Origin of the sequence: Corynebacterium yudongzhengii (genome assembly GCF_003065405.1) — a bacterium.
Taxonomy (GTDB): domain Bacteria; phylum Actinomycetota; class Actinomycetes; order Mycobacteriales; family Mycobacteriaceae; genus Corynebacterium; species Corynebacterium yudongzhengii.
Genome location: NZ_CP026947.1, coordinates 2,286,958 through 2,300,249 on the forward strand (window position 1 = coordinate 2,286,958; position 13,292 = coordinate 2,300,249).

Below are 13,292 nucleotides of genomic sequence, written 5' to 3' on the forward strand. Positions count from 1 at the left end.
AGGAAGGTGACATGGGCCATTCTCTGACGCGGGCCCGGGACGCAGCCAGCCCTCCTCCCGGCCCCTTAGACGGGATCGTCGTTGTCGACTTCTCACGGGTGCTCGCCGGCCCCTACTGCACGATGATCCTCGCCGACCTCGGCGCGACCGTGATCAAGATCGAATCGGCCCGCGGCGATGACACCCGCCAGTGGATGCCGCCGTCGGTTGATGCCATCAGTTCCTATTACCTCTCGATCAACCGCAACAAGCAGTCCATCTGCCTCAACCTCAAAGACGACAAGGACCTGCAGACGGCCTACGACATCGTGGACCGGGCGGACGTGCTCGTCGAGAACTTCAAGCCCGGCGGGCTGAAGAAGTTCGGCCTGGATGTCTCCCAGACCAGCGAGCGCTGGCCGAACCTCATCCACGCCTCCATCACGGGCTTCGGCACCCGCGGCGGCGCCGGCATGCCGGGCTACGACCTATTGGTCCAGGCGCTCTCCGGCTTCATGCATGTCACCGGCGAGCCCAGCGGCGGCCCCCAGCGCGCCGGCTTCGCCATCTTCGACGTCTTTACGGGCCTGCACGCGGCCGTCGGCATCCTCGCCGCACTGCACGAGCGCGGGCTAACACAGAAGCATGCCGGCCAGTCGGTCGAGGTGAACCTTCTGTCCTCGGCACTGTCTGCGATGGTCAACCAGACCGCGGCCTATACCGCCGCCGGATACGAGCCGATGCGCATGGGCAACGAGCACCCGAGCCTCTTTCCCTACGGCCCCTTCGCGGCGAAAGACGGCGAAATCGTCATCTGCTGTGGCAACGACACCCAGTTCGCCACGCTCATGGCCGCGCTCGGCACCCCGGAGTTGGCCAGCGACGAGCGCTACACCTCCATGGAGCTGCGCAACGCCCACCGCGAGGCGCTGCGGGCGTCGATCGAAGAAAGCCTCGCGGCCAAGACGGTCGAGGAATGGTTCGCCGAGCTTTCCGACGTCGGCATCTGCTGCGCACCCATCCTCACCGTCGGCGGGGGCATCGACTACGCCACCGAGCTGGGCCTCGAACCCGTCTGGAGCTCTGAGGAACCGGGTGCCTACCCGACCGTCGCCAACCCCATCACCTTCGGGCGCACGCCGGCGGCCTACCGCCTCGCCCCGCCCGCCCTCAACGCTGACAACGCAGCAATCTGCGACTGGATCGCCACCACACCGAGAAAGGACCACACACAATGAGCACCTACACCACCTCCGGCCTGGATCGCGCCGACTTCCTCCTGCTCGATAGCCAGCTCAGCGAGGAAGACATCGCCATCCGCGACCGCGTACGCGACTTCGGCGAGAACGTCGTGCTCCCCATTATCAACGACTACTGGGAGCGCGCCGAGTTCCCCTATGAGATCCTGCCGCAGCTAGCAGAGCTCGGGATCATCGGCACCTTCATCAAGGGCTACGGATGCCCGGGGCTCACGCGTCGCCAGGCTGGACTCGTCGCCCGGGAGATGGGGCGTATCGACGGCTCCATCAACACCTTCCTCGGCGTCCACTCGAACCTGTGCATGGGCTCGATCTACATCCTCGGCGACGATGAGCAGCGCGAACGCTGGCTGCCCGATCTGGCGAAGCTGAACAAAACCGGCGCCTTCGCGCTCACCGAGCCCACGCACGGCTCCGATTCCGTCTCGCTCGAGACCTCCGCGCGCCGCGAGGGCGACGAGTGGGTACTCAACGGCCACAAGCGCTGGATCGGCAACGGGCATGCCGGCGACGTCATCGTGGTCTACGCCCGCGACGAGGCCGACGGCCAGGTCAAGGCCTTCGTCGTGGAGAAGACCGACGGCAACTACCCGGCCGGATACGCCCCGGAGGTAATCACCGGCAAGATCGGCAAGCGGGCGATCCTGCAGGGTGATATCACGATCACCGACATGCGCATCCCGGAGAGCAACCGGCTGCAGAACTGCGATTCCTTCAAGGACGTCAACAAGGTGCTCGCCGCCACCCGCGGCGGCGCGTCCTGGGAGGCCGTCGGCCACGCCATGGCCGGCTATGAAATCGCGCGCAGCTACGCCTTGGAGCGCGAGCAGTTCGGCTCCCCCATCGCCGCGTTCCAGCTGGTGCAGGAAAAGCTCGCCACGATGCTTTCCGACGTCACCCAGCTCCAACTCCTCACCCTGCGCATGGCTGAGCTGCAGGAGGAGGACGCGGTGACCGGCCCGATGGCGTCGCTGATCAAGATGACCACCTCGCGCAAGGCACTGGCCATTTGCCGGGAGGCCCGCGACATGATGGGCGGCAACGGCCTGCTGCTGGAAAACCACGTCGCCCGCCACCTCACGGACATGGAGGTCGTCTCCACCTACGAGGGCACCGATTCCATGCAGGCGCTCATCGTCGGCCGCGAGATCACCGACATCTCGGCGTTTACCAACAAAAAGGCCCGCAAGCGCTAATCGCTCGGGCGCAGCTGCGCGTGCTCGCGGGCCAGCTCGACGTAGCGCGCGGCGTGGGGGATGAAGGCGCGTGATTCTTCGTCGCCCAGCTCGCGGCGCACCTTCGCCGGCACCCCCGCCACGAGCGAGCGCGCCGGCACCCGCGAGCCCTCCAGCACGACGGCACCGGCGGCGACGAGCGCCCCATCGCCCACCACCGAGCGCGACAGCACCCGCGAGCCCATACCGATGAGTGCGCCGTCGCCCACCCGCGCTCCATGCACGAGCGCCTGGTGGCCGACGGTGGTGTCGTCGCCAAGAACGTACTCCGCATCGCTGTCGACGTGCATGACGGTGCCATCTTGCACGTTGGAGCGGGCGCCGATGACGATGCGGTTGACGTCGGCGCGCAGGACGCAGTTATACCAGATGGACGCATCCGGCCCGATCGTGACATCGCCGATGATCATCGCGCCCGGCGCGATGAAGGCGCTGGGGTGAATCTGGGGAGTTTTGCCTTGGTAGGGATAGATGGTCATCTCGACTACGCCTCCGTGAGTTCGCTTCCGGCTCGATTTTAAGTCTTGGCCTCCCACTGTAGGACTGTGACGCGCAATACGTTTCACAGGGGAAATCATTGCCAACTGCGTATAAATAAACGGTTGTTTCATACGCCGGACGACACAATAATGTAACCCACATCACTGCCAGAGCGAAAGGATGTACATGGGAACCTACACCTCTCTCAGCCCGGCGACCGGCGAGGTCTTCGCCACCTACCCGGAAATTTCCGACGCTGAGCTCACCGACATCGTCAACCGTGCGCACAGCGCCTACCGCGATTGGAAGGACACCCCGGCGACCAAGCGCGCCGAGGCGCTGCGGGCGATCGCCACCGAGCACCGCAACCGCCAGGACGAGCTGGCCCGCATCATCACCGAGGAGATGGGCAAGCCGATCGCCCAGGCTAAGGGTGAGATCGCGCTGGTGGCCAACATCTTCGACTACTACGCCGACAACCTCGAGAAGTTCCTGGCCGACGAGGAGCTCGAGTTCCCCAGCAAGGGCACGGCAGTGATCCGCACGCAGCCGCTCGGCGCGCTGCTGGGGGTCATGCCGTGGAACTACCCCTTCTACCAGGTCGCGCGTTTCGCGGCACCAAACATCGGGCTGGGTAACACGATCATCATCTAGCACGCCCGCAACTGCCCGCGTTCGGCGCTGGCGATCGCGGACGTACTCAAGAGCGCCGGACTCCCCGACGGCGTCTACACCAACGTATTCATCTCCAACGCGCAGGTCTCGCGCACGCTGGAAAGCCCGCTCATCCAGGGCGTCTCCCTGACCGGCTCGGAGCGCGCCGGCGCCGCCGTCGCGGAAGCCGCCGGGCGCAACCTGAAGAAGTGCGTACTCGAGCTCGGCGGCTCCGACCCGCTCATCGTGTGCAAGGACGCCGATATCGCCCTCGCCGCCAAGGGCGCGGCGGCCAACCGCCTGGGCAACACCGGCCAGGCCTGCACCGCCTCGAAGCGCCTGTTCGTCCACGAGGACGTCTACGACGAGTTCCTGGAGAAGCTGCGCGAGGAATACACGCACTACGCCCCGCGCGACCCGCTGGCCGAGGACAGCCAGCTCGGGCCCCTCTCCTCCGCGGATGCCCTGTCGGATCTGCAGTCGCTTGTCGACGACGCCGTCTCCCACGGGGCCACCGTCGCCATCGATGGCGGCCCGGTGCCGGGCGAGGGGGATAACGCCGGGGAGAAGTCGAACTTCTTCGAGCCGATGCTGCTCACCGACGTCACCGAAGAGATGCGCATCGACAGCGAGGAGGCCTTCGGCCCGGTCGCCGTGGCGTATCGTTTCTCCACGATCGAGGAGGCCGCCGCGGCGGCGAACAAGTCCCCGTATGGCCTCGGCGCGTCGGTGTTTACCGAAGACGACGATACCTTCGACCAGCTGGCCAACGAGCTCGAGGTGGGCATGGTGTGGCAGAACGCCACCGCCCAGTCCCGCCCGGAGCTCCCCTTTGGCGGCGTGAAGCTCTCCGGCTTCGGCCGCGAGCTGAGCCGTTTTGGCTTCAACGAGTTCGCCAACAAGGAGCTGGTCCAGCGCCCCTAGGCGATCATAAGAGTACCCCCGGACCCTCTCGTGAGGATCCGGGGATACTTTTAGGCCTCCACCTGGGCAGAGACACGCGGCGCGGTCTGGCCGAGCCACTCGCGCACGCTCTGGTTATCGGCACCCAGCCGCGGCGGGGCCTTCCGATAGTTGATCGCGCTGCGGCTATAGCGGATCGGGCTTTTAATCAGCGGGACCTCGTCGTCGCCATCTTTGATCTTCACCACCGGGTGCAGGCCGAGGCCCTCCGCGAAGTCGACCCCCTCGCCGACGGTGAAGATCGGCGCGCAGGCGATCTTCACGGCCCGGAAGGCGGCGAACCACTCGGCGGCGGTTTTCGTGCCGAGGCGCTCTTCGATCAGCTCCTTCAAGGACGCGCGGTTGCGGTTGCGGGCATCCACGGTGCGGTAGCGCTCGTCTTCGGCCACCTCCGGCATGCCGAGCTGCTCGCAGAAGCGGGTGAACTGCGTGTCATTGCCGATGCAGATGATGATGTCGCGATCGGAAGCCCCGAAAGGACCGTAGGGGTAGAGGCTCGGGTGCTCGTTGCCCATGCGCATCGGCTCGTTGCCGCAGGCGACGTTGCCGGTGGTCTGGTTGACCAGCGCCGACTGGGCAGAGGAGAGCAGGTCTAGCACGATGCGCTGGCCGCGGCCGGAGACATGGCGTTCCTGGAGCGCGCCCAGGATGCCGATGGTCGCGTGCATGCCGGTGATCACGTCGAAGATGGCCACCCCGGCGCGCTGCGGTGGACCGTCGGCCGAGCCGGTGACGTGCATCAGCCCGGAGAGCGCCTGCACCAGGAGGTCATAGCCGGGCAGCTCGGCGCCGCCTTCCATGCCGAAGCCGGTGATCGAGGCGTGGATCATCTCCGGCCAGCGTGCGGCCACGTCCTTCGGGGCGAGGCCGAACTTGCCGAGGCTACCGGGCTTGAAGTTCTCGACGAACACGTCCGCCCGGTCGAGGATCTGATAGGCGGTCTCCAGATCCTCTGGGTCGCACAGATCCAAGACGATGGAGTATTTGTTGCGGTTGACCGACAGGTAGTAGGTGCTCACGCCCTCGCGGCTGGGCGGCGTGAAGTAGCGGGTGTCGTCCCCGCGCGGCGCCTCGACCTTGATCACGGTCGCCCCCAGATCTGCGAGCATCATGGTGGCATAAGGCCCGGCCAACACGCGCGAGAAATCGGCCACCACAATTCCGTCGAGAGGACCGGATCCCGAGTGCTGAGTCATATGCTGAAAGGTCACGTTACTCCTCCCACAACCTTCAAAGTAGTGATGCGCTTCATATAAACACCACTATTGTGTGCTGTCCAATACTTAATGGGGAACTTTTAATACCCGGACGTGCTTAATTGCTCACGGCCCCCGCCCCGGCGCGCCTCTTCATCACGAACGCCCCGGCGAGCGCCACCGCGATCAGACCGACGCCGGCGAGGGTGATCGAATACTGCGGCAAGAAGATGAGGAATCCGCCCACCCCGATGAGCACGCGCAAAACGAGAGGAATCCGCGCCTCCACGAACTGGACGTATCCGGAAAACGCCCCCGCCAGCGCAAACACGCCGACGATGCTGCAGACAAACGCGATCGCGATCTCGGCCAGGCTGCCCTGAGCGACGAGCGCCGGGTTGAGCACGAAACCAAACGGGACGATGTATTTCACGGCCCCGAACTTCATCGCCTCGATGCTGGTGCCCATCGGCGAGGCCTTCGATATACCGGCGGCTGCGAACGCGGCCAAGCCCACCGGCGGGGTGATATACGAGACCGACGCCCAGTAGATGATGAACAGATGCGCCGCGATCGGCGGCACCCCCATCGCCGTGATCGCCGGGGCCATGACGATCGCCAGAAAGACATACGCGGCGGAGATGGTCAGCCCCATGCCGAGGACGAAACAGGCGGCGGCGCCGGCGATGAGGATGAGGATCAGGTTCTCGCCGACTAGGACGATGAGGTCGCGCGAGAGCGACAGCGCCACCCCCGTGGCCGAGAGCCCGCCGAGGATCAGCCCCACACCAGCGATGATGCCGATGATCTGTCCGAGGGATTTGCCGGCGTCGAGAAGCATCTCGACGATCTCGCGCCGCCCGAACGTCACGGACGGGCGGATCAGCGCGATGCCGATGAGCAGCACGATGGCGTAGAAGGGCACCTGTGCCTCCGAGGGCATCGTCATGAGCATGACCGTTAGAAGCGCCAGCGCGATGATGTACGGCCAGCCCTGGACGAGGACGTCGCGGATTTTCGGCAGCAGGTCTTTGGGCGTGCCGCGCAGATCCCGCAGGGCCGAATAGCCGTCGACCTGGATATAAATGCCCAAGAAGTAGAGGATCGCGGGGATCGTGGCCGCCACGAGGACCTCGGTGTAGGGGACGCCGACGAAGGAGACCATGAGAAAAGCCGCGGTGCCCATAATCGGCGGGGTGATCGAGCCTCCCGAGGAGGCGGTCGCCTCCACCGCACCCGCGGTTTTCGGGCTGAAACCGGCCTTGACCATGGCGGGGATCGTCATGGGACCGGTGGTCAAGACGTTGGAGACAGCGGAGCCGGACATCATGCCCATCGAGGCGGAGCTGGCGACGGAGACCTTCGCGGATCCCCCGCGGAACTTGCCGAAGATAGCCATCGCGAGGTCATTGAAGAAGAGCGCGCCACCGGTGTGCTGGAGCACCACGCCGAAGAGCATGAACCCAACCAGGATGGTGGCCGCCGTCTGCAGCGGCAGCCCGTGGATGGATTCGGTGCCCATGACGTGAACCTGGGCGAGGGTGACCGGATCATAGGTGATTCCCTGCAAGAACACGATGGGGACCTCGCCGGCGAACATCGGGTAGATGGACACCAGCGCCGCCAACCCGGCCACGATGAGCCCCGCGGCGCGACGCAGCATCTCTAAGACCATGAGCCAGTAGAGGACGCTGAGCACCTTGGCGCTCGTCGGGGCGACCAGGGACCACCCGAACTCGGTGATGACCGGGCCTTTCACCGTAAACCACAGGGCCATGGCGATGAACGCCACGATGAGCACGATGTCATACCAGGGCACTCCCGGCCGCGGGGGCGAGGTGTCCTCTTCGGCGTCTTTCTTCCGCAGGGGATAGACGATGAAGACGATGGGCAAGAAACAAGCGGCGATGAGGTAGAGGAAGGAGTTCGTTGGCAAGGACAGGCCGAAAAGATCCCAGAAGAAGACCTGGTTCATCGTGCCGCCGACCCCGAGAAGCGTGAGCACGATAACGACTACCTTCCAGAACGCCGTCAGCCGCGGGTTCGGCGGATCGACGCTGCTTACAGGGGCTTCAGGAGTTTCGGCGGCGTGGGTGGCCGTAGATGACATGTTCACCTCTTTGTCCTTTTAGACATCGTTGACCGGCGGTAGCGACGGCAGGTTCTCGCGCTTCCACTCGAACCACTCCTCGGCCGGGTTAGCGTCGTTGGGATACTTCGCCCAGAACTCCGGCCACGCGTCAGTCATGAGTTTTTCCCTTTCGAGCAGCGCGTCGTTGCGGCGTTGCAGATCCGGCGTCCAGCGTCCGACCTCTTGGAAGAATTCGACGGCACCCTCGTGGAAGGGGACGACGAGGGGTAGAGCAGCACCTCGTCCACGCCGAACATGTGGGCATCAGGCGTGGCGTCCTTGTAGGAGTCGTAGTTGTCTTTAATGAGCCCCAAGAGGGCTTTGACCTCGTCTTTGGGGCGATCAGCCAGGGTCGTCAGCGGAATCGAGTACTGCATGTTGACGCCCACCTCACCCGGCTCGATGCCGGCGCCGTGGGTGAACTCCCCGGGTATGACCATGGGAGCGAGCCGCTCCCATGTTGCGTATTGCTCCGGGGAGCCGCCGCCGAGGTTGAGCCACTTGATCGGGTACTGGGAGTCGAGCTCCTCGACGGCGGCGCCCACCACGTTTTGGTAGAACGCGTCGATGTGCCCCGTCTTCATTGCCTCCACCTGCTCGGAATAGGAGATGTCGACGAGCTCCACGTCCGCCGAGGTGAGGCCACCGAAGTTGAGGATCGCTTCCAGCTTGCGATTCATCGACGTCGACGCGATGAGCCGCGGCCAGCGCCTGCCCTTGAGGTCTTCGACGGTGTCGATGCCGGAATCCTCCCGCACCGCCACGCCATAGTTGCCCGGCGGCGCCCAAATCTGCCGCACGGGCTGGGGGCCCACACTTGGGAGGCGTATTCGTCGTCACCCTCGAACGCATAGAAGTACTCGTCTCCTGCCCGCGAGTACTGGGCCGTGCCCGAGATCAGCGGCCCCATGCGGGCGATGCCGGTATCGCCGGTCATCAGGCGCACACGCACGCCGCTTTCGGCCGTGACGGTGTTCGCGATCGCCGCTATGTCGTTATACGTGCCGGTCCCGGCCGGGTAGGTCACCCACACGCTCTGCTGGGGCAGGGCGCTATCGGCGGGCACGGTGGTGCGGGCGCACCCCGACAGGGCGCTCAAGACTCCGAGTGCTCCGGCGCTTTTCAGGAAGGCCTCCGGCTTATCGACTTCCCCATGAACGTCCTCCTTCGTCGGAACATCCGTACCGGCCGCTTTCACCACGGCCGGTGAAGTGATCCCAGTCACTATAGGACACTTTTTAGTACCGAAGCACAGTCTTCGGCGATTATTGCCGTTTCGGAAATAATCACCTGCGTTATGCGCAAGGAGGTAACAGTTTCGCCGAAATGTCGGACACGGAGTTATACAGTGGAGCCGTGCTCTGCGTCACATTTAGCAGACCTGTATTATCTAGGCCCTTTCTGGAGGTATAGCTATGCCTAAGCACCCCACCGACCTGATGAACGTGGAATCTCGCTTCAGCGACGAAGAGATCGCCCTGCGCGACCAGGTCGCCGAGTTCGTCGATCGCCGTATCCGCCCCCACATCGGCACGTGGTACGACCAGGCCATCTTGCCCACCGAGCTCTTACCGGAGATGGCGGAACTCGGGCTCTTCGGCATGCACCTCCAGGGCTATGGCTGCGCCGGGCGCAGCGCGGTCGAATACGGCATCGCCATGCAGGAGCTGGAGGCCGGCGACTCCGGGTTGCGCACCGTCGTCTCGGTGCAGGGCTCTCTGGCCATGTCGGCCATTTATAAGCACGGCTCCGAGGAACAGAAGAAACACTGGTTGTCGCAGATGGCCGCCGGCAAGGTGATCGGCTGCTTCGGCCTGACCGAACCGACCGCAGGCTCGGATCCGAGCACCATGAAGACCCAGGCCAACTGGGTCAACGGGCGCTGGGTGATCCACGGCCAGAAGCGCTGGATCGGGCTGGCCTCCATCGCGCAGGTGGCCATCATCTGGGCGGTCGTCCCGGTAAAGGACCTGATCGCGGCAGGTGTGGACACCGGCGATAAGACCGACGGCGTTATGGTGCGCGGCTTCATCGTCCCCACCAACACGAACGGCTTTAAGGCCGAGGCCATCACCGGGAAGCTGTCCATGCGCGCCTCCCTGCAGTGCGACATCGAGCTCAAGGCGGTGACGGTCGAGGCCGACGCCCTCCTGCCGAACAACCCGGGGCTGAAGGGCCCGTTTATGTGCCTTAACGAGGCCCGTTATGGCATCGCCTGGGGCGCGATGGGCGCCGCCCGCGACTCCATCGAGGCCGCGCTCGACTACTCGGCTGAGCGCCTGCAGTTCAACAAGCCGCTGAGCGCCTACCAGCTGACGCAGAAGAAGCTCGTCGATATGACCCTCGAGCTCAACAAGGGCCAGCTTCTCGCCCTGGAGCTGGGCCGCGCCAAGGACGCCGGCAAGATGGAGCTGCACCAGATCTCGGTGGGCAAGCTCGCGAACTGCCGCGCGGCGATCGAAATCTGCCGGGAGGCCCGCACCATCTTCGGTGGCAACGGCATCACCGTCGACTATTCCCCGCTGCGTCATGCCAGCAACCTAGAGTCGGTGCGCACCTACGAAGGCACCGACGAGGTCCACACCCTCATTCTCGGCCAGAAGCTCACGGGGGAAGCCGCCTTCCGTTAACCTCCACGAGTTGCTTGTATGAGAAGACTCCAGCTAGCCACGGTTTATCTCGGCGGGTTCATCGGCCCTTTCGCCGGCCAGTCGGTCGCGGTGATCCTGCCGAACGTGGCCCGAACGTTCAGCATCACGATCGAACAGGCCGCACTGACGGTCTCGGCGTATCTGTTCCCCTTCGCCACCGTGATGCTGTTTTCCACGCGCATCGTGCAGAATCTGCGCCCGCGGCGGGTGATCATGACCGCCTATACGGTCACCTTCCTCGGCTCGCTGGTCTGTCTGCTCTCCACTAGCTGGGCGCTTTTCCTCGTTGGCTTCACGACGATGGGCCTCGCCAACGCCTTCACCCTGCCCGTCTTCCAGATCATGTTGCGCGAGATCGTCCCCGCCCGCCACCTCGGCGAGGCGCTGGACACCTACGCGGCGATGCAATCCTTCGGGCTGTTTTCCTCTCCCCTGATCTCCGGGCTGGCCACCCTGGTGGGCTGGCAGTACCTCTATCTCATCGTCACCGCCGCCGCCCTGTGGGTTTTGATCATCAAGGTCCCGGACATCCCTCCCCCAGGGGCAACCGAGTCCGCCGGAACGGGACGCCGGTTATGGTGGCCGGTCATTCTCCACTGCTGCGCGTGCCTCATGATGGGCATCAGGGTTATCGGCATGGCTCCCCTGACGGCGCTCAGCGTGGGCGAGCGTTTCGACGCCAGCGCCGTCGGGCGCGGCGCAGTCATCATGTGCGGCGGCCTCACGGCGTTCTTCTTAGCCCGCCCGCTCGGCGCGCTGGTCGACCGGGCCGGCCCGAAAACCATTCTCCTGGCCTGCGCGACGGCCTCCGCGGTGGCGATGGCACTGCTGCCGATCGTGCCGCATCCCGCGCTCGTCGCCGCCGGCTGGGCCGTGGCGGTGTTCGCCACCCAGGGCATGCAGACCTGCATCAACCTCTCGATGCTGCGCACCCCGGGCGGCGCCTCGCTGTTATCGACGGTCCAGGCTTTCCGCTTCTACGGACCGTCGATCACCCCCGTACTACTCATGCCGGTCTACTTGAGCTCCGCGAACTGGGCGTTTTGGATCCCCGCGCTGATGATGGTCAGCGCGTTCGCCCTCGAGCTCAAGAACCCGGCCTGGAAGAAGAACTAGACGCGCTCGATCGCCATCGCCTGGCCCTGGCCGACGCCGACGCACAGCGTCGCGACGCCCCGGTCACCGCCCTCCTGCTCCAAGCGGTTGAGCAGCGTGATGACGATACGCGAACCGGACGAACCCAGCGGGTGCCCCAGCGCGATCGCCCCGCCCCAGGCGTTGACCTTCTCATGATCCAGCTCCAGCTCATCGATGCAGGCCAGCGACTGGCTGGCGAAAGCCTCGTTGAGCTCGATGGCATCGACCTTCTCGAGGTCCCACCCGGTGCGCTCGATCAGCTTGCGGGTCGCCGGGATCGGGCCCAAGCCCATCACCTCGGGTGCTAAGCCGACGACCGCGTTACCCACCACGCGGGCACGCGCAGTGAGCCCATACTTCTCGACGGCTACCTGCGAGCAGACCAGGATGGCGGAGGCGCCGTCGTTAAGCGACGATGCGTTACCCGCCGTCACAACCGTGCCGTCCTTGACCACCGCCCGCAGGCGGGCGAGCTTCTCGAGGGTCGTGCCCGGACGTGGCCCCTCATCTTCCGTGACGGTCGACGTGTTGCCCTTGCGGTCGCGGACCTCGATGGGCACGATCTCGTTGGCGAACTTGCCGTCCTCGATGGCCTGGCAGGCGCGGCGCTGGGATTCGACGGCGAAGGCATCGGCGCGCTCGCGGGAGATGGAGCGCACGCGCGCGACCTCCTCGGCGGTATCCGGCATGGAGTAAGTCAGCTTCTCCGACTTCTGGAAGACCGGGTTGACGAAACGCTACCCGATCGAGGTATCGAATACCTCGCCCGGCTTCGCGAAAGGCTTCGCCGGCTTCTCCATCACCCACGGCGCGCGGGTCATGGACTCCACGCCACCAGCGATGACGACGTCCGCCTGCCCCGTCTCGACGAGCGCCGCCGCCGTGCTGATCGCGGACATACCCGACGCGCAGAGGCGGTTGACGGTCATGGCCGGGGTCGTGTCCGGGTAGCCGTTGATCAGCCACGCCATGCGCGCGACATTGCGGTTGTCCTCGCCAGCGCCGTTAGCGTTGCCGAGGATGACCTCGTCGACGACTGCGGGATCAATACCCGTTTCGTCGATGACCGCCTTGATCGTCGCGGCCGCCAGGTCGTCTGGGCGCACGCTGGACAGCACGCCGCCATAGCGGCCGACCGGGGTGCGCAAACCAGAAACGAGAAGGGCTTTATTGTCACTTGTGTTGTCACTCATCGTGGGCTCCTTGAGTGTGAAAATAGGGACATATTGAGCCACGAGATTAGTCCGCACTAAGCCCGATTATGTTGTTCAGATCACATTCATGATAAATCGGGTGGGTACTGATACCGAGCGGGGAATGCTGGGTTGTCTGGCGGTTTGTTGAGGGGATTTAAGCAACTACCGACGATCCATGAGGTTTTGAGACCCAAAAGGGGCTTTCGGCGACGGTAAGTTGAAGCCCCTCACACACTCCGCCCCACACAAATCAGACCGGGGCCACAGATAACGCGCTAGCTTTCATTGAGGGTTTCGACCAGCTGCACCCCGTCCATGAACCCCACACTGATCGCCAGCCTTTCGAGGCTGGCCTTTCATTGAGGGTCGGCCCAGTTGGTGATCGTGGTGGCGATCATCTCGGATCGCCAG

9 protein-coding genes and 2 pseudogenes are annotated in these 13,292 nt (G+C 64.8%); 5 read left to right on the top strand and 6 right to left on the bottom strand.

Going from position 1 to position 13,292, the window contains the following annotated elements; all coding sequences use genetic code 11:
* The first annotated feature begins 11 nt into the window (after window positions 1-11).
* A complete protein-coding gene (locus tag C3B44_RS10610; protein ID WP_108432335.1) occupies window positions 12-1,217 on the top strand; it encodes a CaiB/BaiF CoA transferase family protein in 1,206 nt (401 codons plus the stop codon).
* Window positions 1,214-2,434 (top strand): acyl-CoA dehydrogenase family protein, encoded by a 1,221-nt coding sequence (locus C3B44_RS10615; RefSeq protein ID WP_108432336.1) that lies wholly within the window; start codon window positions 1,214-1,216, stop codon window positions 2,432-2,434. Before C3B44_RS10610 ends, C3B44_RS10615 begins: the two co-directional genes overlap by 4 nt.
* Here C3B44_RS10615 and C3B44_RS10620 read toward each other — a convergent pair.
* On the bottom strand, window positions 2,431-2,952 hold the full coding sequence (locus C3B44_RS10620; protein WP_108432337.1) for a gamma carbonic anhydrase family protein: 522 nt from the start codon (window positions 2,950-2,952) through the stop codon (window positions 2,431-2,433). The genes C3B44_RS10615 and C3B44_RS10620 overlap by 4 nt on opposite strands.
* 187 nt (window positions 2,953-3,139) lie before the next feature.
* Here C3B44_RS10620 and C3B44_RS10625 point away from each other — a divergent pair.
* Window positions 3,140-4,531, top strand: a pseudogene (locus C3B44_RS10625) (aldehyde dehydrogenase family protein).
* 50 nt (window positions 4,532-4,581) lie between these two features.
* Here C3B44_RS10625 and C3B44_RS10630 read toward each other — a convergent pair.
* From C3B44_RS10630 to C3B44_RS12015, 4 genes are all read right to left on the bottom strand, one after another.
* Window positions 4,582-5,766 (bottom strand): CaiB/BaiF CoA transferase family protein, encoded by a 1,185-nt coding sequence (locus C3B44_RS10630; RefSeq protein WP_108432338.1) that lies wholly within the window; start codon window positions 5,764-5,766, stop codon window positions 4,582-4,584.
* Window positions 5,767-5,884: 118 nt separating this feature from the next.
* Window positions 5,885-7,876 carry a TRAP transporter permease gene (locus tag C3B44_RS10635; RefSeq protein WP_108432339.1) on the bottom strand — a complete coding sequence of 664 codons (1,992 nt, stop codon included), beginning with the start codon at window positions 7,874-7,876 and terminating at the stop codon, window positions 5,885-5,887.
* Window positions 7,877-8,010: 134 nt separating this feature from the next.
* Entirely contained in the window at window positions 8,011-8,655 is a 645-nt protein-coding gene (locus C3B44_RS12010; protein ID WP_235840402.1) for a TAXI family TRAP transporter solute-binding subunit, read from the bottom strand.
* The gene (locus C3B44_RS12015) at window positions 8,574-9,122 is read right to left on the bottom strand and encodes a TAXI family TRAP transporter solute-binding subunit (protein WP_235840401.1); all 549 of its coding nucleotides are present in this window, start codon (window positions 9,120-9,122) and stop codon (window positions 8,574-8,576) included. The genes C3B44_RS12010 and C3B44_RS12015 overlap by 82 nt, the downstream gene beginning before the upstream one ends.
* 190 nt (window positions 9,123-9,312) lie before the next feature.
* On the opposite strand from C3B44_RS12015, the gene C3B44_RS10645 reads away from it, so the two are divergent.
* Both C3B44_RS10645 and C3B44_RS10650 read left to right on the top strand, forming a co-directional pair.
* Window positions 9,313-10,527: an acyl-CoA dehydrogenase family protein gene (locus tag C3B44_RS10645; protein ID WP_108432340.1), complete on the top strand. Its 1,215-nt coding sequence runs from the start codon at window positions 9,313-9,315 to the stop codon at window positions 10,525-10,527.
* A gap of 18 nt (window positions 10,528-10,545) precedes the next feature.
* Window positions 10,546-11,664, top strand: coding sequence for an MFS transporter (locus C3B44_RS10650; RefSeq protein ID WP_108432341.1), 1,119 nt, complete (start codon window positions 10,546-10,548; stop codon window positions 11,662-11,664).
* On the opposite strand, the pseudogene C3B44_RS10655 reads toward C3B44_RS10650, so the two are convergent.
* Window positions 11,661-12,878, bottom strand: a pseudogene (locus C3B44_RS10655) (thiolase family protein). The gene C3B44_RS10650 and the pseudogene C3B44_RS10655 sit on opposite strands and share 4 nt — an antisense overlap.
* Between the last annotated feature and the right edge of the window lie 414 nt (window positions 12,879-13,292).